This is a genomic window from Bradyrhizobium tropiciagri (genome assembly GCF_018130545.1).
Lineage (GTDB): Bacteria > Pseudomonadota > Alphaproteobacteria > Rhizobiales > Xanthobacteraceae > Bradyrhizobium > Bradyrhizobium tropiciagri_A.
Map to the genome: position 1 here is coordinate 751,290 of NZ_JAFCKF010000005.1, position 23,875 is coordinate 775,164.

The window sequence follows — 23,875 nt, forward strand, 5'->3', positions numbered from 1 at the left end:
AACGGGCGAGAAAGAACGAGAAATTACGGTGACAGCACCGTCACCGTAACTCCCAAAGAAGGTTCGCGCGGCCATTGCCACGCTGCGTGACATGGTGCGCGCAACCGGGGATCACGACACGGGCGAGCCGTGCCGCATGGTGCACGCCGGGGCGAGGTCGGTCAATTGACTGCGGCTGTCACCGCAATTGCGCGTTAGTTCGCCGAGGCCGTCTGCACCGCGATCTTGTTCTCCGCGATGATGGCTTCGGCCCGCGCGAGATTTTCCAGTAAGCGCTGGCTGGTCAAGACAAGGAAGTAGTAGCCGAACTGCGGGTTCTGGAAATAGATCTCGAGCAGCTTTTCATAGGTGATGGCGAGAACGTGGCCATCCTCGATACACTCGATCGTCGCGGTTCGGCGGTTGTCAGGTGTGAGGAAGCCGAGTTCGCCCATCAGGCGGCCCGGCGGAACATCGACGTTGATTTCGACGACCCGGAATCTGCCGGTAACCGTCAGCAACATTTCGTTGGCTATGTCACCTTTCTTCATCAAGATATCGCCCTTGCGATACTTGCGGTTGGTCATGAACGGCTTGAGCCACTCCATCGACATGTCGCCCTGTGTTGCAGTGCGCGCCTTCTTCACGAGAGCGAGCATTTGACGGAGACGATAGGCATTGATGGGAATCATCAGGAAATAAAGAAGAAAGGTCGTGACGGCTCCGGTGAGTGCACCGAAGATCGCGAAGAATGCGCAACCGATCATGTTGGCGACCCGGAGCGGCACCATCGTGTGCGTCAGCAGGGTGGCGACAAAGAAGGTCGCGCCGACCAGAGCGAACATGTTTGCCAGGGTAATGTTGTGCAGAAAGATTTCCAGCAGGCGGCTGAAGATGGCGTCCCAGGTCACGCTGCTGGGATCGAGCCCCATCTGAACCAGAATTTTCGCGAACCTGAGGTTGTCGGTTGCTGCATCTAGGATGCGATCCAGTATGCTGGACACGTCTGTGCTAAGCGTCATTTGGTTTCGCCAAACTGTTGTGTAAGCCAATACCGGCAGCGGTTATTCCGGATGAAACCATTGCGCTCGTCAACTCAAACGAAAGACTCGGAGAGAGCAAGATAGAGCAGAAAAGGAATCCGGCGACCGTCGGCAGCACCGCCAGCGGGAGGACGAACGTTTGCGGAATTTCGGAATAATGGAATTGTGCCGCTGAGTTGCCCGACGTGTCAAGTCGTCATTCGAGCGCCGGCGGCCGCCCACCGGCTACTTTGCATGGGGTTGTTTTTCGATATTTTTGCAGCGCGCGCCTTTGCCCGAAAAAGCCGTTGCCGGACCGCCGGAACGGCTACCGGAAACCGCCTGATTTCGACCTTCGGTCGATCCAGTAATTGTCAATTGCCGGGCTCGCCGCCGGTAGTGTAAAGCGATTCTAAGGCGGCTTGCCGGAAGCCGCCGTTCCATCTGGGAACCGCTTGATGACGCTGTGGTTTGTGTTCGCGCTGATGACGGTCGCGGCGATCTTTGCCGTGCTGTGGCCGCTCAGCCGCCGCGGCACCGACAGCGGCGGCAGCGAGGTCGTGGTCTACCGCGACCAGCTCGCCGAGATCGACCGCGACATGGCATCGGGCATCATCGGCGCCGCCGAGGCCGATGCCGCGCGGGTCGAGATCAGCCGGCGACTGCTGGCCGCCGCCGACCAGACCGGACGTGAGGCGCCGGTGCAGGGCAGTCTCAGGCTGCGGCGTGCCGCCGCGGTCGTGGCCCTGGTCGGGTTGCCGGTGATCGCCTCGGGCTTCTATCTCGCGCTCGGCTCGCCGCGGCTCGGCGACTTTCCGCTCGCCGAGCGCAGCCGGGTCGCCGATGCCAACCAGCCGCTCGCCAATCTGGTGGCGCAGGTCGAGGCCCATCTGGAGAAGAACCCGACCGACGGCCGTGGCTGGACCGTGCTGGCGCCGGTGCTGTCGCGGCTCGGCCGCTACGACGACGCGGTCCGCGCCTATCGCAACGCCATCACCTATGCCGGTGACAGCGCCGATCGCCGCGCCGATCTCGGCGAAGCCTTGATGGGGAGCGCCGGCGGCGTCGTCACCGCGGATGCCAAGGCGGAGTTCGAGCGCGCGGTCGCGCTCAATGGCGACGACGCCAAGGCGAATTACTTCCTTGGTCTGGCCGCCGAGCAGGACGGCCGCAAGACTGATGCCGCCGCGCTCTGGCAGAAGATGCTGGCGAAGGCGCCATCCGATGCGCCGTGGCGACCGCTGGTGCAGGCGGCGCTGGTGCGGGTCGGCGGCACCGTGCCCGACGTCCCTGCGGGCGTCAGCGCCCCGGCGCTGCCGGAAGGTGCGGTCGCGGCGGCGAAAGACATGAGCGAGGCCGATCGCGGCACCATGATCAAGGGCATGGTCGATCGGCTGGCGACGCGGCTGAAGACCAATGGCGACGATGTCGAGGGCTGGCTGCGGCTGGTGCGCGCCTATCTCGTGATGGGGGAGCGCGACAAGGCAATGAGCGCGCTCGCCGACGCCCGTCAGGCTGTCGCCAACGATGCGGACCGGTTGCGGCAGCTCAATGAGGGGCTGAAGAATCTCGGGTTGGATGGATAGAGCATGACGCCGAAACGAGCACAGCGGTTTTCGGATAACGTCAAGCGCAAGGATAGGCCATGACCAGGAAGCAACGGCGTTTGACATTGATCGGCTGCGCGCTCGCCGTGCTCGCGATCGCCGCGGGCCTGGTGCTGAATGCGCTGCGCGATTCCATCGTGTTCTTCTCGACGCCGTCGATGGTCGCCGAGAAACATCTCGGTCCGGGCAAGCGTTTCCGGCTCGGCGGCTTGGTCGAGCAGGGCTCGCTGAAGCGCGGCGACAATCTCGCGGTGACCTTCACCGTCGGCGACGGCGGCGCGACGCTACCGGTCGCCTACAAGGGCATCCTGCCGGATCTTTTCCGCGAAGGGCAGGGCGTGATTGCCGAAGGCGCGCTCGATGCTGGCGGCGTGTTCCGCGCCGACACCGTACTCGCCAAGCATGACGAGACCTACATGCCGAAGGACGTCGCCGATGCCCTGAAGAAGCAGGGCCATTGGAAGGACGATTACGGCAAGAAGCCGAACAATATGCCGAGCGCCTCCGCGGCGCCGACCCAGGGAGCGATGCGGTGATCGCTGAAAGCGGACATTATGCCCTGGTGCTCGCACTTGGGCTTGCTCTGATCCAGTCCATCGTGCCGATCATCGGCGCGCGCTGGCGTGATGCGGCGCTGATGAACGTCGCGCGCTCGACTGCGCTGGCGCAATTGCTGTTCGTCGCGGCGTCGTTCGCGGCGCTGGTGACGCTGCACGTCACCTCGGATTTCTCGGTCGCCAATGTCTACGAGAATTCGCATTCGCTGAAGCCGCTGCTCTACAAGATCACCGGCGTGTGGGGAAACCATGAAGGCTCGATGCTGCTATGGGTGTCGATCCTGGCGCTGTTCGGCGGCCTTGTCGCGGCGTTCGGCAACAATCTGCCGCTGTCGCTGCGCGCGCATGTGCTGGCGGTGCAGGCCTGGGTCGCCAGCGCCTTTTATCTGTTCATCCTGATCACCTCGAATCCGTTCCTGCGCATCGCCAATCCGCCGATCGAGGGACGCGACCTCAATCCGGTATTGCAGGACATCGGCCTCGCCGTGCATCCGCCGATGCTCTATCTCGGCTATGTCGGCTTCTCGATCTCGTTTTCGTTCGCCGTTGCTGCGTTGCTCGAAGGCAAGATCGACGCCGCCTGGGCGCGCTGGGTGCGGCCGTGGACGCTGATGGCGTGGATCTTCCTGACGCTCGGCATCGCGATGGGCTCCTACTGGGCCTATTACGAGCTCGGCTGGGGCGGTTGGTGGTTCTGGGATCCGGTCGAGAACGCCTCGCTGATGCCGTGGCTTGCCGGCACCGCGCTGTTGCATTCGGCGCTGGTGATGGAGAAGCGCAACGCGCTGAAGGTCTGGACCGTGCTGCTGTCGATCCTGACCTTCTCGCTGTCGCTGCTCGGCACCTTCCTGGTGCGCTCCGGCGTGCTGACGTCGGTGCACGCCTTCGCCACCGATCCGACCCGCGGCGTGTTCATCCTGCTGATCCTGTTCGTGTTCATCGGCGGCAGCCTGTCGCTCTACGCCTGGCGCGCGCCGACGCTGAAGCAGGGCGGGCTGTTCGCGCCGATCTCGCGCGAAGGCGCGCTGGTGCTTAACAATCTCCTGCTCACCACGGCCTGCGCGACGGTGTTCATCGGCACGCTGTATCCGCTGGCGCTCGAAGTCTTGACCGGCGAGAAGATCTCGGTTGGCGCGCCGTTCTTCAATTTCACCTTTGCGCCGCTGTTCGTGCCGCTGCTGCTCGCGGTGCCGTTCGGGCCGCTGCTGGCCTGGAAGCGCGGCGATCTGCTGGGTGCGGCGCAGCGGTTGATGGTGGCCGGCATCGTTGCGCTGGTTGCGATCGCGGTGGTGTTCGCATGGACCTATGGCGGCGCGACGCTGGCGCCGCTTGCGATCGGGCTTGCGGCCTTCGTGATCATGGGCGCGCTGTGCGATCTCGCCGAACGCATCGCGCTGTTCCGGATTCCGCTGTCGCTCTCGCTGCGCCGTGCACGCGGTCTGCCGCGCGCGACCTGGGGCACGGCGTTTGCGCACGCCGGTCTCGGTGTCGCGTTGATCGGGATCGTCTGCGAAACCACCTGGAACAGCGAATATATCGGCTCCATGAAGCCGGACGATGTCGCCCGCGTCGCCGGCTATGAGCTGCGGCTCGACGGCCTGAATCCGCGGCAGGGGCCGAATTTCCGCGAGATGGTCGCGCAGTTCACCGTGACCCGTGACGGCGAAAAGGTCAGCGTCATGACCCCGTCGAAGCGCAACTTCACCACGCGCGGCGCCTCGACGACCGAGGCCGCGCTGCTGACCCGCGGCGCCAGCCAGCTCTATATCTCGCTTGGCGATGCCTCGGCCGACGGCACGATCGCGGTGCGCATCTATCACAAGCCGCTGGTTCTGATGATCTGGTGGGGGCCGGTGCTGATGGCTTTCGGCGGCTTGCTGTCGCTGTCCGACCGCCGCTTGCGGGTCGGCGCGCCGAAGCCGGCCAAGGCAGCCGCGCGTGCCTTGCAGGCGGCCGAATGATGCGGTCGCGCAACCTCGCAGCCGCCGTGCTTGTGGCGACCTTGATGCTCGGTGCGATGCCGGCCCGCGCCGTGCTGCCCGACGAGATCATGTCGGATCCGGCCAAGGAGGCGCGGGCGCGCGAGCTCTCGAAAGAGCTGCGCTGCATGGTCTGCCAGAACCAGTCGATCGACGATTCTGAGGCGCCGCTGGCGCGTGACCTCCGCCTGCTGGTGCGTGAGCGCATCTCGGCCGGCGACAGCGACGCCCAAGTGATCGATTTCCTGGTGGCCCGCTACGGCGAATTCGTGCTGCTGAAGCCGCGCCTCAACGAGCATACGCTGGTGCTGTGGCTGACCCCGCCGCTGGCGCTGGTGCTGGGCGGTTTCGCGCTCTGGCGGCTCGGCCGGCGCAGGGCAAATCCGCAGCCCGGCGGGGGTGATTCCAGCCCCGGATTGACCTCCGAGGAGGAAGCCCGGCTGGAACGGCTGCTGGCGGTCGATTCCGCGCCGGACAAACCGGTTTAGTTCCGGCTTTAAGCCGTTATTTTGCCTGCGCTATTCTGCCGCAGCATCGGTCGGCTCAATTACCAAAGTTTAATTCCGCAGCCAGCGCGCTGTAAGGCTGATGACCCCATGTTCAGGCGCATCAGGTGCTCGCCCCCGCACCACTGATTCTGGCCCTGGAGATTTCAGCCAATGACCGACCGTCCCGACCTCTCGACCCTCCCGTCCTACAAGGCGCCGAAGCGCTCGCTGTTCTCTGCCCGCAAACTCGCGCTGATGGCGTCGGTCGTGGCCGGCCTCGGTGCCGCCACCTACGGCTTCAGCCCCACGCACAATCCCGCCGACCTGTTCACGACCCCCGCGCATGCGCAGGTCAATAACGAGGTCAAGAAGGTTCAGCAGCCGGTCGGATTTGCCGACATCGTCGAGCGCGTCAAGCCGTCGGTGATCTCGGTCAAGGTCAACATTCGCGAGAAGGTCGCCAAGGACGACGGCAATAACGAAGATTCGCCGTTCCAGCCGGGGTCGCCGATGGAGCGCTTCTTCCGCCGCTTCGGCGGTCCGGATGGCTTGCCTCCGGGTCTGCGCGGTGGACCGCGTGGCGGTGGCGTGGTTACGGGCCAGGGCTCCGGCTTCTTCATCTCGGCTGACGGCTTTGCCGTGACCAACAATCACGTGGTCGACGGCGCCGACAAGGTCGAAGTCACGACCGACGACGGCAAGACCTATTCCGCCAAGGTGATCGGCACCGATCCGAAGACCGACCTCGCGCTGATCAAGGTCGAGGGTGGCCCGAACTTCCAGTTCGCCAAGCTCTCCGACAGCAAGCCGCGCATCGGCGACTGGGTGCTGGCGGTCGGCAATCCGTTCGGCCTCGGTGGCACCGTGACCGCGGGCATCGTCTCCGCCTCCGGCCGCGACATCGGCAACGGCCCGTATGACGATTTCATCCAGATCGATGCGCCCGTGAACAAGGGTAATTCGGGCGGCCCGGCGTTCGACGTCTCGGGTGAGGTGATGGGCGTCAACACAGCGATCTACTCGCCGTCCGGCGGCAGCGTCGGCATCGCGTTCTCGATCCCGGCCGCGACGGTGAAGAGCGTGGTCGCCCAGCTGAAGGACAAGGGCTCGGTCAGCCGCGGCTGGATCGGCGTCCAGATCCAGCCGGTGACCTCCGACATCGCCGACAGCCTCGGCATGAAGAAGGCCGAAGGCGCGCTGGTCGCCGAACCGCAGGCCAACGGCCCCGCGGCCAAGGCCGGCATCGAGTCCGGTGACGTCATCACCGCCGTCAATGGCGAGACGGTGAAGGATGCGCGCGAACTCGCCCGCACCATTGGCGGCATCGCGCCCGGCAACGCCGTGAAGCTGAACGTGCTGCACAAGGGCCAGGACAAGGTCGTCAACATCACGCTCGGCCAGTTGCCGAACAATCTGGAAGCCAAGGCTGACACGGACAACAGCGACAAGGGCAACTCGTCGCGTGGCACCGATGTGCCGAAGCTCGGCCTCACCGTGGCTCCCGCCAACAGCGTGGCCGGCGCCGGCAAGGAAGGCGTGGTCGTGACCGAAGTCGATCCCAAGAGTGCTGCCGCTGAGCGGGGCTTCAAGGAAGGCGACGTGATCCTCGAGGTCGCCGGCAAGTCCGTCGGCACCGCAGGTGAGGTCCGTGATGCGATCACCGCGGCCCGCAGCGACAACAAGAACAGCGTTCTCATGCGCGTGAAGAGCGGCGGTTCGTCGCGCTTTGTGGCAGTGCCGCTGGCCAAGGGATAACTACATATGAGTTGGAAAGCGTCGCCGGCATTCGTCGCCCCCGCCGACGGCGCTTTCCGGGGGGCGGGCCCCTTGCTCGCTCCCTATGTTGCCTTTCGATGGAATATGCCCCCCTCCGTCGGAAGGTCTCAGGGCGGTGAAGTCCCCCAGCTTCACCGCCCACTTTTTCCCGACATTTCGAGAATATGCGCGGTCGTCTTGCATGTGCAGGCCGGCCGCGCCATGCTGACAGAGGGCCCATTCCCGTGACCGCAACCGCTCCGCAAATGCGCATCCTGATCATCGAAGACGACCGCGAGTCAGCCGACTATCTGGTCAAGGCATTCCGCGAAGTCGGCTACATCGCCGATCTCGCCTCCGACGGCGAGGAAGGCCTGTCGATGGCTGAAACCGGCGACTACGACGTGCTGGTTGTGGACCGCATGCTGCCGAAGCGGGACGGGTTGTCGCTGATCGGCAGCCTGCGCGACAAGGGCAACCGGACGCCGGTGCTGATCCTCTCGGCGCTCGGCCAGGTCGACGACCGCATCAAGGGCCTGCGCGCCGGTGGTGACGACTATCTGCCGAAGCCGTATTCCTTCGCCGAACTGCTCGCCCGCGTCGAGGTGCTGTCGCGGCGCAATGTCGGGCCGGCCGAGGAGACCACCTACAAGGTCGGCGACCTCGAGCTCGATCGGCTGTCGCATCGCGTCGCCCGCGGCAAGGACGAGCTGACCTTGCAGCCGCGCGAGTTTCGCCTGCTCGAATATCTGATGAAGCATGCAGGGCAGGTGGTGACGCGCACGATGCTGCTCGAGAACGTCTGGGATTATCATTTCGATCCGCAGACCAACGTCATCGACGTGCACATCTCGCGGCTGCGCTCCAAGATCGACAAGGGCTTTGAGCGGCCGCTGCTGCATACCATCCGCGGCGCGGGGTATATGATCCGTGACGGCATTCGGTAAACTGATCCGGACCACGGCGTTTCGGCTGACGCTGGTCTATCTGTTCCTGTTCGCGCTGTTTGCCGCCTCGCTGCTGGCTTACTTCGCCTGGAACACGCGGCGGCTGATCACCGAGCAGATTACCACGACGGTCAATGTCGAGATCAGCGAGATCACCGACATCTACAACCGCCGCGGCCTGCGCGGCCTGCTCGGCACGATGGGCAACCGTGCGCTGCGGCCGGGTGCCAACCTCTATCTCGTGACGGCGCCGAACGGGCAGATGCTGGCCGGCAATGTCGGCGCGCTGGCGCCGGGCGTCATGAGCGTGCAGGGCTGGACCGAGACCGCCTATCGCCGGCTCGACGACCAGGACCAGACCGATCACCGCGCGCTGGTGCGGGTCACCCAGATGGAGAACGGCTTCCGCCTGCTGGTCGGCCGCGACCTCGAGGAGCGGCGGCGGCTGTTCGGCATCGTCGCCAAGGCAGCGCAATGGTCGATCCTGGTCGTGATCGTGCTCGGCCTCGGCGGCGGCATTTTTGTCGCACGGCGCGTGCTGCACCGGATCGACGCCATGACCGGCACCACCAAGCGGATCATGGCGGGCGACCTCTCGGGCCGGTTGCCGGTCGGGCGCAGCGGCGACGAGCTCGACCGTCTCGCGGAAAACCTCAATGCCATGCTGGAGCGGATCGAGGCGCTGATGACGGGGCTCAAGGAGGTCTCCGACAACATCGCCCATGACCTCAAGACGCCGCTGACGCGGCTGCGCAATCGCGCCGAGGAGGCGCTGGCGCGGTCGGGCAGCGAGACCGACTATCGCGCGGCGCTGGAGCGAACGATCGAGGAGTCCGACGGCCTGATCCGCACCTTCAATGCGCTGTTGATGATCGCGCGGGCCGAGTCCGGCCAGGCGCGCGGCAACATGGATGATTTCGACGGCGCCGACGTCGCCAATGGTATCCACGAGCTGTACGAGCCGCTGGCCGAGGACGACGGCATGACGCTGCAGGTCAAGACCGCACCGGCGCCTGTCTACGGCAACCGCGAATTGATCAGTCAGGCGGTCGCCAACCTGGTCGAGAATGCCATCAAATATGGCAAGCCCGACCCGGGCGTGGAGCCGATGAAGGCCGATGTGCGCGAGATCCTGATCGAGGCGCGGCGCGAGGGCGACCAGGTGCTGCTCAGCGTCACCGACCATGGCCCGGGCATTCCCGAGGGCGACCGCAAGCACGCGGTGGAGCGCTTCGTCCGGCTCGAGGCGAGCCGCACCTTACCCGGTTCCGGTCTCGGCCTCAGCCTGGCCTCGGCGGTGGCCACGCTCCATGGCGGCGAACTGCGGCTCGGCGATGCCTATCCGGGGCTGGTGGCCACCCTGGTGCTGCCCGCGCGGGCCGGTGGCAGTGACAGGCTTGCGGCTCAAACGCAGGATGTGCCACAGAAGGCGGCATGAATGCCGCCGCGCCGGGAAACGCGGATCGACATCGTCTGGCCGCGCGGTTCGCGGACGGACCACATGTCGCCGCACCCCAATCCGCCGATCAGCGCCTGACTGACTGGTTCGCCGAGCTCGAGCCGGCGCAGTCCGGCGCGCTCAATGCATTGCTGGAATATCCCCTTGCACGGGACATCCTGCGCGGCATCGCCGAATTCTCGCCCTATCTGTTCGAGCTCGCGCGCGCCGATGCCGCGCGGCTGATCCGGATCCTGTCATGCGACCCGGAGTCGCATCTCGCGGGCCTGATCGAGACCACCTCGCGCGAGGTGCTCGCCGCCGGCAGCGAGGCCGAGGTGATGGCTCTGCTTCGCCGCATGAAGGCGGAAGCCGCGCTGATGATCGCGCTGTGCGACATCGGCGGCGTCTGGCCGGTGATGCGGGTGACGGCGGCGCTGACCGACATCGCGGTGAATTCGGTGCAATCGGCGCTGCGCTATCTGTTCCGGCAGGAGATCGCGCGCGGCCGGATGACCGCTGCTGATCCCGAATATCCCGAGCTAGGTTCGGGCCTGATCGTGCTCGCGATGGGCAAGATGGGCGCGCGCGAGCTGAACTATTCCAGCGACATCGACCTGATCGTGTTCTTCGATCGCACCGCCGCCACCTCGCTCGCCGAGGACATCGAGCCGCAGCCGTTCTTCGTGCGCGTCACCCAGGCGATGGCGCGGATGCTGCAGCAGCGCTCGGGCGACGGCTATGTGTTCCGGGTCGATCTCCGTCTGCGCCCGGACCCGGCCTCGACTCAGGTCGCGATCTCAACCGACGCGGCGCTGCATTATTACGAGCGCGAGGGACGCACCTGGGAGCGCGCCGCGATGATCAAGGCGCGGCCCTGCGCCGGCGATCCCAGGGCGGGCGAGGCGCTGATCGGCGAGCTGGCGCCGTTCGTCTGGCGCAAGCACCTGGATTTTGCGGCGCTGGCCGACGTCCACGACATGAAGCGGCAGATGCAGACCTACCGCGGACAGAGCGAGATCTCGGTCGAGGGCCACAACGTCAAGGTCGGCCGCGGTGGCATCCGTGAGATCGAGTTCTTCGCCCAGACCCAGCAGCTGATCGCCGGCGGCCGCCATCCGGAGTTGCGGGTGCGGCCGACGCTGGAGGCGCTCAACGTGCTCGCCAACAGCAACTGGATCACCTTTGAGGCGCGCGACGAGCTGACCACGGCGTATGAATTCTTGCGCCGGGTCGAGCACCGGCTGCAGATGATCGCCGATGAGCAGACCCATTCGTTGCCTGAAGCGCCTGAAGACGTCGAACGGTTCGCGCATTTCTTCGGCTACAAGAACCGCGAGGCGTTCGCCAGAGACCTGCTCGACCAGCTCAAGATCGTGCAGAACCACTACGGCAAGCTGTTCGAGGGCGACGATCCGACCGGCACCGCGAAGCTGCCGGATATCGACTACGGTGCCGGGCCGGAAGACGGTCGCCTGATCGAACATCTCGCCCAGCTCGGCTTCAAGAAGCCCGTCGCGGTCGCCGGCACCGTGCAGCAATGGATCGAGGGCGACTATCGCGCGCTGCGCGTGGAGGCGACGCGGGCGGCGTTCCTCGAATTCATTCCCGGCCTGATCGACGGCCTCGCGCATGCCGAGGAGCCTGATGATGCGGTGGCAGCGTTCGACCGTTTCCTCGGCGCGCTGCAACGGGGCGGGCGGCTGATCTCGCTGCTCAGCCAGAACCGCGATTTCGTCGCGCTGGTGGCGCTGATCCTTGGTGCTGCGCCGCGGCTCGGCGACATGCTGGCGCGTCAGCCGCAGATCATGGATGGCCTGGTCGACCCGCGCTTCTTCGGCGCGATGCCGGACAAGAAGGAATTGTCGGAGCGGCTTGCCACCACGCTGCAGGATGCATCGTCCTATGAGGACTTTCTCGATCGCCTGAGATTGTTCGGCCAGGAAAGCCTTTTCCTGATCGGCACGCGGATCCTGTCCGGCACCGTGTCGGCGCAGCACGCCAGCACGGCCTTTGCCGATGTCGCGGAGGGCATCGTGCACACCGTGCACGGCCTCGTCACCGATCAATTCGCCGCGCAATATGGTCGCATCAAGGGGCAGGAGACCGCGATCGTCGCGATGGGCCGGCTCGGCAGCCGCGAGATGACGGCGTCATCCGACCTCGACCTGATCACACTCTACGATTTCGACAGCGAGGCGCCGGACTCCGATGGCGAGCGCTCGCTGCACGGCGCGCAGTATTTTGCTCGCTTCACCCAGCGCCTGATCAGCGCATTCACGACCCGCACCAATTACGGCGTGCTCTATGAGGTCGACATGCGGCTGCGTCCCTCGGGGCGCGCCGGCCCGGTCGCCTCGCGGATCGACGCGTTCGCCGACTATCAGGAGCGCGAAGCCTGGACCTGGGAGCACATGGCGCTGACGCGCGCCCGCGTGATTTCGTCGTCGCCGCAGTTCCGCGAGCGGATCGAGGCGATCATCCGCAGCGTGCTGACGAGGCCGCGCGATGCGGCGTCGACCGCGGCCGACGTGGCCGACATGCGGCGCGCGATCGCGCTGGAGAAGGGCGAGGACGACGTCTGGGACCTCAAGCTCGCCGCCGGCGGGCTCGTCGACATCGATTTCATCGCGCAATATCTCCAGCTCGCGCACGCATCAGCGAAGCCGGAGATCCTCAGCGTCTCGACGCTGCAGGTGCTCGAGCATGCCGCCAAGCTCGGCCTGCTCGGCCAGTCCGAGGCCGAGATCCTGCGCTCGGCAGCGCGGCTCTATCATGACCTGACGCAGATCCTGCGGCTGTGCGTGACCGGCAAGTTCAATCCCGAGACCGCGGGTGAAGACCTGCTGCGCGTGATGGCGCGTGCCGGCGACACGCCGGATTTCTCCGCGCTGGAAGCGCGCCTGCGCGAAACCCAGAGCGAAGTGCGCCGCGTGTTCAACGCGATCGTAGGCGGGGGATAGCTCAGCTGCGTAGCTGTGTAGGGTGGGCAAAGCGTAGCGTGCTCACCATTCCAGCACGGCACTTGAAGGTGGGCACAGCGCAGCGCGCCTTTGCCCACCCCACGAATCCGAATGTCAATCCCGTCATCCTGAGGAGCGCGTAGCGCGTCTCGAAGGATGCACGGCCAAAGTCGGGCCGTCGACCCTTCGAGACGGCCGCGTTGCGGCCTCCTCAGGGTGACGGAGATAGAGGAGGGCCCGGCGAGCTAAGCCTGCTGCCTCAGCTTCTGCAGCGCGTCGAGCACATCAGGGTCGAGGCCGGCGCCGCCGGCGTCGAGATGGGCGAAGATTTGCTTGCGCATCCGCGGGTCCCAGAACTTCCAGATGTGCTCGGAGATGCCCTGCACCGCGCGGTCGTGGCCCTGGCTGTGGAAGAATTTTCCGATCTGGTTCGCCATGTAGACCAGTTTGTCAGGCGACGACGACATAAGCGGACTCCTTGCCGGGCACCGCGCCTGTGACGCGTTCCGGATGCGTAAAGATTTCAAATCCATCGGCCCGGGCGATCGCGGCCAGCGTGATGCCGGCGGCATCCGCCATGCGCACCGCCAGCGCTGTCGGCGCCGACACGGCGGCGATCAGCGGCGCGCCGATCGCGGCGGTCTTCTGCACCATTTCGACCGAGACGCGGCTGGTCAGCAGCACCATGCCTTCACTCGTCACCACCTTGTCGCGGGCGAGCGCGCCGGCGAGCTTGTCGAGCGCATTGTGGCGGCCGACATCCTCGCGCAGCGCGACGATGCCGCGCGTCGCGGTCCAGAATGCAGCGGCGTGCACCGCGCGGGTCTGGTGATTGATCTCCTGCAGCGGCGCGACCGCCGCCACTGCGCTCATGATCTCGCGCGGCGAGAACGCACGGCCCGCAGGCACCACCGCCGCCGGCCGCACCGCCTCGGCGATGGAATCGATGCCGCACAGGCCGCAGCCGGTCGGACCCGCGATATTCCTGCGGCGTTGGGCGATCTGCTCGGCCTTGTCGGGCTTGAGCCACATCCTGAGCTCAATGCCGTCGTCGAGCTCGACGATGTCGAGCGTCTCGATCTCGTCCGCCGATTGCACGATGCCTTCGCTCAGGCTGAAGCCGACGGCGAAATCGCCGAGATCCTCAGGCGAGCCCATCATCACGGCGTAGGTGCCGCCATTATAGGTCAGCGCCAGCGGCGTCTCTTCCGGGATCAGGCGCGCGCCGTCGCTGAAGACGCCGTCGCGCCAGACCTTCCGGATCGCCTTGTGGACCGGCTCGCGCATCGCTACTCCGCGGCTTCCACGACAGGTGCGATGCGGCGGGAGTTTCGCGCCTGTTCGTCATAGGCCTTCTGCCAGTCGGACGGACCGTTCGACGGCGAGATCTGTACGGCCGTTACTTTATACTCTGGACAGTTGGTCGCCCAGTCCGAGAAGTCGGTCGTGATGACGTTGGCCTGGGTGTCCGGGTGGTGGAACGTGGTGTAGACCACGCCCGGCGCCACGCGGTCGGTGATCTCGGCGCGCAGCGTCGTCTCGCCGGCGCGGCTCGTCAGCCGCACCCAGTCGCCGTCGCGCACGCCGCGCTGCTCGGCGTCGTGCGGATGGATCTCCAGGCGGTCCTCGGCGTGCCAGACCACGTTCTCGGTGCGCCTTGTCTGCGCGCCGACATTGTACTGGCTGAGGATGCGGCCGGTGGTGAGCAGCAGCGGGAAGCGCGGACCGGTGCGTTCATCGGTCGCGATGTATTCGGTGACGATGAACTTGCCCTTGCCGCGCACGAAGCCGCCGATATGCATCACCGGCGTGCCCTCCGGCGCCTTCTCGTTGCAGGGCCATTGCACGGAGCCGAGCTCTTCCAGTTTGGCGAACGAAACGCCTGCGAAGGTCGGCGTCAGCGCCGCGATCTCGTCCATGATCTCCGACGGATGGTTGTACTTCATCTCGAAGCCCATCGCCTTGGCGAGCATGATCGTCACCTCCCAGTCGGCATAGCCGTTGAGCGGCGTCATCACCTTGCGGACGCGCTGGATTCGACGTTCGGCGTTGGTGAAGGTTCCGTCCTTCTCGAGGAAGGTGGAGCCGGGCAGGAACACGTGGGCGTAGTTCGCGGTCTCGTTCAGGAAGAGGTCATGGACGATGACGCATTCCATCGCCGACAGCGCCGCCACCACGTGCTTGGTGTTCGGATCGGACTGCAGGATATCCTCGCCCTGCACGTAGAGGCCCATGAACTCGCCTTCGATCGCGGCGTCGAACATGTTGGGGATGCGCAGGCCAGGCTCCTTGTTGAGCTTGACGTTCCACATCGCCTCGAACTGCTCGCGCACGGCGTCGCCGGCGATGTGGCGATAGCCCGGTAGCTCGTGCGGGAACGAGCCCATGTCGCAGGAGCCCTGCACGTTGTTCTGGCCGCGCAGCGGGTTCACGCCGACGCCGGGCCGGCCGATATTGCCGGTCACCATCGCGAGGTTGGCGATCGCAATCACCGTGGTCGAGCCCTGGCTGTGCTCGGTGACGCCGAGCCCGTAATAGATCGCGCCGTTGCCGCCGGTCGCGTAGATCCGCGCGGCCTCGCGCAAATCGTTCGGATCGACGCCGGTCATGATCGCGGTCGCCTCCGGGCTGTTCTTCGGATCGGCGACGAAGGCTGCCCAATCCTGGAACTCGCTCCAGTCGCAACGCTCGCGCACGAAGCTCTCGTTGGCGAGCCCCTCGGTGACGATGACATGGGCCAGCGCGGTCAGCACGGCAACGTTGGTGCCTGGCATCAGCGGCAGATGCAGTGCCTTCACATGTGGCGATTCCACCATCTCGGTGCGGCGCGGATCGATCACGATCAGCTTGGCGCCCTGGCGCAGCCGCTTCTTCAGCCGCGAGGCGAATACCGGGTGGGCCGAGGCCGGATTGGCGCCGACGATCAGCACGACGTCGGTCTGTTCGACTGAATCGAAATCCTGCGTGCCGGCCGAGGTGCCGAAGGTGGCCGACAGGCCGTAGCCGGTCGGCGAATGGCAGACGCGGGCGCAGGTGTCGACATTGTTGTTGCCGAAGCCGGCGCGGATCAGCTTCTGCACCAGATAGGTCTCTTCGTTGGTACAGCGTGACGAGGTGATGCCGCCGACCGCGTCGCGGCCGTATTTCTGCTGGATGCCCTTGAATTTCGCGGCGGCGAAATTCAGCGCCTCGTCCCACGACACTTCCTGCCAGGGATCCTCGATCCGCTCGCGGATCATCGGCTTGAGGATGCGCTCCTTGTGGGTGGTATAGCCCCAGGCGAAGCGGCCCTTGACGCAGGAATGGCCGCGATTGGCCTTGCCGTCCTTCCACGGCACCATGCGCACCACTTCCTCGCCGCGCATCTCGGCCTTGAAGGTGCAGCCGACGCCGCAATAGGCGCAGGTGGTGACAACCGAATGCTCGGGTTGGCCGATCTCGATCACGGATTTCTCGGTCAGCGTCGCGGTCGGGCAGGCCTGCACGCAGGCGCCGCAAGACACGCATTCGGAGCCGAGGAAGCTCTCGCTCATGCCGGGCGACACGCGGCTGTCGAAACCGCGACCGGAAATCGTCAGCGCGAAGGTGCCTTGCACCTCCTCGCAGGCGCGGACGCAGCGCGAGCAGACGATGCACTTCGAGGGATCGTAGGTGAAGTACGGATTGGATTCGTCCTTCGGCATCCAGTTGTCGTTTTCGCAGCCGTGCGATTTGGCGAACACATGGTTCTCACCTTCATAGCCGTAGCGCACGTCTCGCAGGCCGACCGCGCCCGCCATGTCCTGCAATTCGCAGTCGCCATTTGCAGCGCAGGTCAGGCAGTCCAGCGGATGGTCGGAGATATAGAGCTCCATCACGCCTTTGCGCAGCTTCTTCAGCCGCTCGCTCTGGGTGTGCACGACGAGGCCATTCATCGCCGGCGTGGTGCAGGAGGCCGGCGTACCGGCGCGGCCGTCGATCTCGACCAGGCAGAGCCGGCAGGAGCCGAAGGCGTCGACCATGTCGGTCGCGCACAGCTTCGGGATCTGGGTGCCGGCTTCCATCGCCGCACGCATGATCGAGGTGCCTTCGGGCACGGTGATCTGGTTGCCGTCGATGGTCAGCGTGACCATCGTCTCGGATTTGGACTTGGGCGTGCCGAAATCGGTTTCCTGGATCAGCGACATCGTGATTTCCTTGCTATTCCGCGGCCTGCAGCCGGGCCGGTGCCGGGCCGAAATCTTCCCGGAAGTGTTTCAATGCGCTCATCACGGGGTAGGGCGTGAAGCCGCCGAGTGCGCACAGCGAGCCGAACTTCATCGTGTTGCAGAGGTCCTCGACGACAGCGAGGTTTTCCGCGACGCGCTCGCCGTTGATGATCTTGTTGATGGTCTCGACGCCACGGGTCGAGCCGATCCGGCACGGCGTGCACTTGCCGCAGGATTCCACCGCGCAGAACTCCATCGCGAAGCGCGCCTGCTTGACCATGTCGACGGTGTCGTCGAACACCACGACCCCGCCGTGGCCGATCAGGCCGTCGCGCGCGGCAAACGCCTCATAGTCGAACGGCGTGTCGAACAGCGCGCGAGGGAAGTAGGCGCCGAGCGGGCCGCCGACCTGCACTGCGCGCACGGGGCGTCCGGTGAAGGTGCCACCGCCGATCTCGTCGACGAGGTCGCCGAGCGTGACGCCGAACGCGGTCTCGAACAGGCCACCGTATTTGATGTTGCCGGCGAGCTGGATCGGCATCGTGCCGCGCGAGCGGCCCATGCCGAAATCGGCATAGGCCTTGGCGCCGTTGTCGAGGATGAAGGGGATCGCGGCGAACGACAGCACGTTGTTGATCACGCTCGGGCGGCCGAACAGGCCTTTATGCGCCGGCAGCGGCGGTTTTGCGCGCACGATGCCGCGGCGGCCCTCGAGGCTCTCCAGCAGCGAGGTCTCCTCGCCGCAGACATAGGCGCCGGCGCCGACACGGACTTCGAGATCGAACTCATGCGCGGAGCCGCCGATCCGTTTGCCGAGCAGGCCGGCACGGCGGGCGGCTGTGATCGCGGCGTTCATCGCCTCGACCGCATGCGGATATTCCGAGCGGATGTAGATGTAGCCCTTGGTGGCGCCGACCGTGATGCCGGCGATCGTCATGCCCTCGATCACGACGAAGGGGTCGCCTTCCATGATCATGCGGTCGGCGAAGGTGCCGCTGTCGCCCTCGTCGGCGTTGCAGACGATGTATTTGCGGTCGGCGTTGGCCTGCGCCACGGTCTTCCACTTGATGCCGGTCGGGAAGCCGGCGCCGCCGCGGCCGCGCAGGCCCGAGGTGGTCACGTCGGCGAGGATCTGGTCGGAGGTCAGCGTCAGTGCCCGCTCTAGCCCCCTGTAGCCGCCATGGGCGCGGTAGTCGTCGACCGAGCGCGGATCGACCACGCCGCAGCGCACGAAGGTCAGCCGGGTCTGGCGCTTCAGCCAGGGAATCTCGTCTGTGACACCAAGCCACAGGGCGTGCTGACCGTTGCCGGCCATCGCATCGAGCAGGGATGGCACGTCCCCGGCGGTCACCGGACCGAAGGCGATACGGCCTTGCCCGGTCGAAAGCTCGACCATCGGCTCCAGCCAACACAGCCCGCGCGAGCCGTTCCTGATAATCTCGATCGCTGTGCCACGCGCCGCTGCGGCCTGAGCGAAGGCGAGGGCGACATCGTCGGCGCCGACGGCGACGGCCGCGGCATCGCGGGGGACGTAAATTCGCATCGTCATCGCTGCGCCTCCGCGACCAGCGCGTCGATGCGCGCGTCATCGAGCCGGCCGACCAGGCGGCCGTCCAGCATCGCCGAGGGCGCGGTGGCGCACAGCCCGAGGCAGTAGATCGGCTCCAGCGTCACACGGTCATCCGCCGTGGTGTGTCCCAGGGATATGCCGAGCTTGGCTTCCGCGCGCGCCGCAAGGGCGTCGCCGCCAGCGGCCTGGCAGGCCTCGGCGCGGCAGAGCTTGAGGATGTGGCGTCCGGCTGGTTGCTTGCGGAAGTCGTGGTAGAAGGTGAACACGCCGTGTACCTCGGCGCGGGACAGATTGAGCGCCTCGGCGACCATCGGGATCGCCGGCTCCGGCACGTAGCCGAACGCTTCCTGCAGCGCGTGCAGGATCACCAGCGTGGCGCCTTCAAGCCCGGCATGCTCGGCGATGATCTCGGCGCCGCGCGCCGTGTCCCAAGGTTCGTATCCCACCGTCATCAGCGCTTCTCACGATCCATTTTTTGCTGCGCACATCAGAGTTGGAATCGTTCGAAACATCAATAAAGCTGTCTCATGCGGCGATTGCGAAACGCGATTAATAGCGTTGCCAAATCGGTCGATGCAGGATCGCAATAATGTTCTGGAATCACGCACTTCCGGGACGCTTTGGATTTCGGGATCGCACCCTGATCGTGCTACCTATGGCCGCGTCGGGCTGCCGACTGGGGCACCGTTTCGGAAGAGGATTTTAACCTTGATCGACAAGCTGGAACTTCTGCTGGCGCTGGCCAAGGAACGGCATTTCGGCCGGGCTGCGGAGGCCTGCGGCGTCACCCAGCCGACCATGTCGACCAGCCTCAAGCAGCTCGAGGAGATCCTCGGCGTCATGCTGGTGCAGCGCGGATCCCGCTTCCAGGGTTTTACGCCGGAGGGCGAACGGACCCTGGACTGGGCGCGGCGCATTGTCGGCGATGCGCGGGCGATGAAGCAGGAGATCAACAGCCTCAAGGACAAGCTGTCGGGCGAGATCCGGATCGCCGCGATCCCGACCGCGCTCGGCATGGTGGCTGCGCTCACCACGCCGTTCCGCGCGCGCCATCCCGATGTCCGGTTTCGCATCCAGTCGTGCACGTCGGCTGACGTGCTCGGCTTGTTGGAAAATCTCGAGGTCGATGCCGGGCTGACCTATATCGAGAACGAGCCGATCGGCAAGGTTCGCACCATCCCGCTCTACAATGAGAGCTATCGGCTGCTGACGGCGCCGGATGCGATGTTCGGCGACCGCAAGCAGGTGACGTGGCAGGAAGTCGGCACCGTGCCGCTGTGCCTGCTGACGCCCGACATGCAGAACCGCCGCATCATCGATCGTGCGCTGACCTCGGTCGGCGCGGAGGCGACGCCGTCGCTGACGTCGAATTCATTGCTGGTGCTCTACACCCATGTGAAGACCGGACGCTGGGCCAGCGTGATGCCGGCCAAGCTCGCCGAGACGCTCGGCCTTGCCGACGCCGTGCGCAGCATCCCGATCGTCGATCCGGTGGTGGACTACAGCATTGGCCTCGTGATCCCGCAGCGTGATCCGATGACGCCGCTGATCGCGGCCCTGGTGCAGGTCGCACGCGAAGTCGCGCCGACGCTGGGGAGCGCGTAGCCCGCGGCCATCGGCTGAGGCTCTGTCACGACGGTTCCGCTTCAGAGCGCCGGGCCAGGCGCCGAATGCAATCGTTTGCTTCACGCAGCAACAGTGGAACTCACGGACGGTTGAACGGTTTCATTGCGGCGTCCCGATTAGCCCGCAGGAGCTGCTTTGAATCGTCGCCAGTTACTCCACGGCTCGGCCGTGTTGCCGACACTATTGCTGTTGCCGCAGCGTGAGGCCGCAGCTGCAGGGAACACGTCGGACGCTCCTTTCAATCCGTCGATGGTGAGGGAGCTCGCGCGCAACCTCGCAGCCAAGTCGTTCGAGCCGCCGGACGAGAAGTTGCCGAATGGCCTGACCGACCTGAACTACGACCAGTACCGCTCGATCCGCTTCGTGCCGGAGCGCGCGTTGTGGCGCGGCGCGAAGCTGCCGTTCGAGGCGCAGTTCTTCCATCGCGGCTTCTTCTACAAGAACAAGGTCCAGATCTTTGAGGTCGCCGACGGCAAGGTCAGCGAAATCAGCTACAGCAAGGACATGTTCTCGTTCGGTGAGACGGTGCCTGCCTTCACCGAGACGGATCTCGGCTTTGCCGGATTCCGGATCCACGCGCCGATCAACAAGCCGGACTATTATGATGAGGTCTGCGTCTTTCTTGGCGCGAGCTATTTCCGTGCCGTCGCCAAGGATGAGACCTATGGCCTGTCGGCGCGCGGCCTGTCGATCGATACCGGTGAGGCCAAGGGCGAGGAGTTTCCGCTCTTCAAGGCGTTCTGGCTCGAGCGTCCGGTGCCCAACGCGACCTCGCTGGTGATTCATGCCTTGCTCGACAGCAAGAGCTGCGCGGCAAGCTATCGCTTCACGATCAGGCCGGGCAAGACGACAGTTTTCGATGTCGAGGCGTCGCTTTATCCGCGCGCCGATCTCGAGCATGCCGGCCTTGCACCGATGACGAGCATGTTCTTCTTCGGACCGAACGATCGCAACGAGGTCGATGACTTCAGGCCGTCGGTGCACGATTCCGACGGGCTTGCGATCTACAACGGCAAGGGTGAGAGCCTGTGGCGTCCGCTGAGCAATCCGCGCGACCTCCAGATCAGCACGTTCCAGGATATCAATCCGCACGGCTTCGGACTGATGCAGCGGGAGAAGAATTTCTTCGCCTATCAGGATATCGAATCGAGCTTCGAGAAGCGTCCGAGCCTGTGGGTCGAGCCGATCGGCGATTGGGGCGAGGGCGCGGTGATCCTGTTCGAGATTCCGACCAAGGAAGAGATCCACGACAACATCGCCGCGTTCTGGCGGCCGAAGGCGTCGCTCAAGGCCAAGAGCGAGACCAATCTCACCTACCGGCTGCACTGGGGGCCGGATGCGCCGAAGCCGCATTCGCTGGCGCGCTTCACCCGCACCGGCATCGGCGCTCGCGGCGAAGGCAGCAAGCTGTTCGTGCTCGACCTGTTCGGCGACAATCTGAAAGGGATCGATCCCGCGAGCATCAAGGGCGTCGTGTCGGCCGAGAAGGCCGAGATCACGAACATCGTCACGCAGCCGAACCCGAACACCGGCGGATGGCGGCTCAGCTTCCAGTGCGCGGTCAAGAAGGAGCCGATCGAGCTGCGCGCGCATCTCGCGCAAGAGGACAAGCCGCTCTCGGAGATCTGGGTCTATCGATGGGCGCCATAGTCACGTCGCCTCGTCCGGACGTCGCCGCGGCGGCCGAAGGCTTCCTGCCGCACGAGAGCCCGCTTGCGATGGCGGCGGCCGATCTCGGTCAGCCGCCGCTTGCGGTGAGCAAGCCGGTCTCGGTCGGCGCCGGCATGTTCATGCGCCGCGCCTTCATCCTGATGCTGACGGCGGCGCTGACCGGCGCGGGCGCCTACGAGATGTACATGGTGGTCCAGGTCGGCGGCGTGACGATCATGGAATGGATGGTGCTGGTGCTGTTCGTCGCACTGCTGGCCTGGATCGCGTTCTCGTTTGCCTCGGGGCTGGCCGGCTTCTTCGTGCTGCTTCAGCGCAAGGGCAACGCGTTGCCGATCCCTGACGATGGTCCACTGCCGCAGCTCGGAAGCAGAACCGCGGTGCTGCTCCCGACCTACAACGAGAATCCGCATCAATTGATGGCGCGCCTGCGTGCCATCCACGAGTCCGTCGAGGCGACCGGGCAGGGCGAACGCTTCGACTGGTTCGTGCTGAGCGACACCCGCGATCCCGATATCTGGATCGCCGAGGAGCAGGCGTTCCTCGCGCTGAGCGAGGCCTGCGGCGGGAGGCTCTACTACCGGCATCGCGCCGATAACACGGCACGGAAGTCCGGCAATGTCGGCGAGTGGATCACGCGGTTCGGCGGCGGCTATCAGTTCATGATCGTGCTCGACGCCGACAGCCTGATGTCGGGCGACACCATCGTGCGGATGGTTCATGCCATGGAGAGCAATCCGCAGGCGGCGCTGCTGCAGACGCTGCCGGTCATCGTCAACGCGCGCAGCCTGTTCAGCCGTCTGCAGCAGTTTGCCGGCCGGCTGTATGGCCCGATGGTCGCCGCCGGCGTCGCATGGTGGCATGGCTCCGAGGGCAATTACTGGGGACACAATGCCATCATCCGGATTCAGGCATTTGCGGAGCAGGCAGGGCTGCCCGAGCTCTCCGGACGCAAGCCGTTCGGTGGACATATCCTGAGCCACGATTTCGTCGAGGCGGCGCTGATGCGGCGCGCCGGCTGGGGTATCTACATGGCGCCGGTGCTCGGCGGCAGTTTCGAGGAGGTGCCGCCGTCGCTGTTGGATTTTGCCGCGCGCGACCGCCGCTGGTGCCAGGGCAACATGCAGCATCTCGCGGTGCTGACCACGCGTCGGCTGCACTGGATCTCGCGGTTGCATTTCATGACCGGGATCGGATCCTACATCACCGCGCCGATGTGGTTGTCGTTCCTGTTGCTTGGGATCTTGATCTCGTTGCAGGCGCGCTTCATTCGCCCCGAATATTTTCCGAAAGGCTTCTCGCTGTTCCCGAACTGGCCGGCGCAGGATCCCGTGCTCGCCGCCTGGGTGTTCGGTCTCACCATGGCGCTGCTGATCGTGCCGAAGCTGCTTGGCTACCTCCTGTTGCTGGCGCGGTCGGACATGCGTCGGCAATTCGGCGGCGGCTTCCGCGCGCTTGCAGGCGTCATCGCCGAGGTGCTGATCTCGGCCATGATCGCGCCGGTCATGATGGTGTTCCAGTCGATCGCCGTCATCGAGATCCTGCTCGGCCGCGACGCAGGCTGGCAGACGCAGCGGCGCGACGACGGCGAGGTCGAGCGGCGTGAGCTGTACCGGAAGTACGGCGTCCCCACTGCCTGCGGCGTCGCGATGGCGGCCAGCGCCTATGCGGTGTCGTTGCCGCTACTGCTGTGGATGTCGCCGGTGATCGTTGGCCTGCTGTGTGCGATCCCGATCGGCGCCTGGACGGCCAAGCCCGCGATGCGCGCGCTGTTCGTGACGCCGGAGGAGAGCGGACCGCCGAGCGTGCTGGTCCGCGCCAACGAGCTGGCGTCGCGGCCTGCCCACGCATCAGCGCCCGCGCTGGCGACGCTGCGGGCGGATGCCGGCCTGCTGCATCGTCATCTATCGTCGCTTCCGCCGGCGCAGCGCGGCGGCCCAGGCGACATCGACCTTCATCTTGCGGTGGCCTGCGCCCGGATCGAGGCAAGCGGCAGTTTCGACGAGGCGGTCGCGCATCTCACGCCGCGCGAGACGCTGGCCGTTCTCTGCGATCCCGTGCTGCTGGAAGGCGTGCTTGCGAAGTAGCT

General features: G+C 65.6%; 17 protein-coding genes. 11 read left to right on the plus strand and 6 right to left on the minus strand.

Annotated elements, in window-relative coordinates; all coding sequences use genetic code 11:
- Positions 1-194: 194 nt before the first annotated feature.
- Positions 195-1,001 carry a Crp/Fnr family transcriptional regulator gene (locus JQ616_RS25010; protein WP_212019026.1) on the minus strand — a complete coding sequence of 269 codons (807 nt, stop codon included), beginning with the start codon at positions 999-1,001 and terminating at the stop codon, positions 195-197.
- A gap of 458 nt (positions 1,002-1,459) precedes the next feature.
- Between JQ616_RS25010 and ccmI the strand changes: the two genes are divergently transcribed.
- From ccmI to JQ616_RS25050, 8 genes are all read left to right on the plus strand, one after another.
- Positions 1,460-2,587 carry a c-type cytochrome biogenesis protein CcmI gene (gene ccmI, locus JQ616_RS25015; RefSeq protein WP_212019028.1) on the plus strand — a complete coding sequence of 376 codons (1,128 nt, stop codon included), beginning with the start codon at positions 1,460-1,462 and terminating at the stop codon, positions 2,585-2,587.
- A gap of 59 nt (positions 2,588-2,646) precedes the next feature.
- Positions 2,647-3,144 (plus strand): cytochrome c maturation protein CcmE, encoded by a 498-nt coding sequence (gene ccmE / locus JQ616_RS25020; RefSeq protein ID WP_212019030.1) that lies wholly within the window; start codon positions 2,647-2,649, stop codon positions 3,142-3,144.
- Positions 3,141-5,126 (plus strand): heme lyase CcmF/NrfE family subunit, encoded by a 1,986-nt coding sequence (locus JQ616_RS25025; protein ID WP_212019032.1) that lies wholly within the window; start codon positions 3,141-3,143, stop codon positions 5,124-5,126. The genes ccmE and JQ616_RS25025 overlap by 4 nt, the downstream gene beginning before the upstream one ends.
- Complete coding sequence (locus tag JQ616_RS25030; protein ID WP_212019180.1) at positions 5,126-5,632, plus strand: cytochrome c-type biogenesis protein; 507 nt, start codon at positions 5,126-5,128, stop codon at positions 5,630-5,632. The genes JQ616_RS25025 and JQ616_RS25030 overlap by 1 nt, the downstream gene beginning before the upstream one ends.
- A 171-nt stretch (positions 5,633-5,803) precedes the next feature.
- Positions 5,804-7,387 carry a Do family serine endopeptidase gene (locus tag JQ616_RS25035; RefSeq protein WP_212019034.1) on the plus strand — a complete coding sequence of 528 codons (1,584 nt, stop codon included), beginning with the start codon at positions 5,804-5,806 and terminating at the stop codon, positions 7,385-7,387.
- A 266-nt stretch (positions 7,388-7,653) separates the two neighbouring features.
- Positions 7,654-8,334: a response regulator transcription factor gene (locus JQ616_RS25040; protein ID WP_029878846.1), complete on the plus strand. Its 681-nt coding sequence runs from the start codon at positions 7,654-7,656 to the stop codon at positions 8,332-8,334.
- Positions 8,318-9,772: a sensor histidine kinase gene (locus JQ616_RS25045; RefSeq protein ID WP_212019036.1), complete on the plus strand. Its 1,455-nt coding sequence runs from the start codon at positions 8,318-8,320 to the stop codon at positions 9,770-9,772. The genes JQ616_RS25040 and JQ616_RS25045 overlap by 17 nt, the downstream gene beginning before the upstream one ends.
- Positions 9,769-12,735: a bifunctional [glutamine synthetase] adenylyltransferase/[glutamine synthetase]-adenylyl-L-tyrosine phosphorylase gene (locus JQ616_RS25050; protein WP_212019038.1), complete on the plus strand. Its 2,967-nt coding sequence runs from the start codon at positions 9,769-9,771 to the stop codon at positions 12,733-12,735. The genes JQ616_RS25045 and JQ616_RS25050 overlap by 4 nt, the downstream gene beginning before the upstream one ends.
- 245 nt (positions 12,736-12,980) lie before the next feature.
- Here JQ616_RS25050 and JQ616_RS25055 read toward each other — a convergent pair whose 3' ends face one another.
- The 5 genes from JQ616_RS25055 to JQ616_RS25075 are packed head-to-tail and all read right to left on the minus strand — an operon-like array spanning position 12,981 to position 18,944.
- The gene (locus JQ616_RS25055) at positions 12,981-13,202 is read right to left on the minus strand and encodes a formate dehydrogenase subunit delta (RefSeq protein ID WP_212019040.1); all 222 of its coding nucleotides are present in this window, start codon (positions 13,200-13,202) and stop codon (positions 12,981-12,983) included.
- A complete protein-coding gene (fdhD, locus tag JQ616_RS25060) occupies positions 13,186-14,022 on the minus strand; it encodes a formate dehydrogenase accessory sulfurtransferase FdhD (RefSeq protein ID WP_212019042.1) in 837 nt (278 codons plus the stop codon). The genes JQ616_RS25055 and fdhD overlap by 17 nt, the downstream gene beginning before the upstream one ends.
- 2 nt (positions 14,023-14,024) lie before the next feature.
- Positions 14,025-16,901 (minus strand): formate dehydrogenase subunit alpha, encoded by a 2,877-nt coding sequence (gene fdhF, locus JQ616_RS25065; protein ID WP_212019044.1) that lies wholly within the window; start codon positions 16,899-16,901, stop codon positions 14,025-14,027.
- Positions 16,902-16,914: 13 nt separating this feature from the next.
- On the minus strand, positions 16,915-18,471 hold the full coding sequence (locus tag JQ616_RS25070; RefSeq protein WP_212019046.1) for an NADH-ubiquinone oxidoreductase-F iron-sulfur binding region domain-containing protein: 1,557 nt from the start codon (positions 18,469-18,471) through the stop codon (positions 16,915-16,917).
- Positions 18,468-18,944 (minus strand): formate dehydrogenase subunit gamma, encoded by a 477-nt coding sequence (locus JQ616_RS25075; RefSeq protein WP_212019048.1) that lies wholly within the window; start codon positions 18,942-18,944, stop codon positions 18,468-18,470. The genes JQ616_RS25070 and JQ616_RS25075 overlap by 4 nt, the downstream gene beginning before the upstream one ends.
- Before the next feature lie 256 nt (positions 18,945-19,200).
- Here JQ616_RS25075 and JQ616_RS25080 point away from each other — a divergent pair, with 256 nt between their 5' ends.
- From JQ616_RS25080 to mdoH, 3 genes are all read left to right on the plus strand, one after another.
- Positions 19,201-20,097 carry a LysR family transcriptional regulator gene (locus JQ616_RS25080; protein ID WP_212019050.1) on the plus strand — a complete coding sequence of 299 codons (897 nt, stop codon included), beginning with the start codon at positions 19,201-19,203 and terminating at the stop codon, positions 20,095-20,097.
- 156 nt (positions 20,098-20,253) lie between these two features.
- Positions 20,254-21,768 (plus strand): glucan biosynthesis protein G, encoded by a 1,515-nt coding sequence (locus JQ616_RS25085; RefSeq protein ID WP_212019052.1) that lies wholly within the window; start codon positions 20,254-20,256, stop codon positions 21,766-21,768.
- A complete protein-coding gene (gene mdoH / locus JQ616_RS25090; protein ID WP_212019054.1) occupies positions 21,756-23,873 on the plus strand; it encodes a glucans biosynthesis glucosyltransferase MdoH in 2,118 nt (705 codons plus the stop codon). The genes JQ616_RS25085 and mdoH overlap by 13 nt, the downstream gene beginning before the upstream one ends.
- Positions 23,874-23,875: the final 2 nt, after the last annotated feature.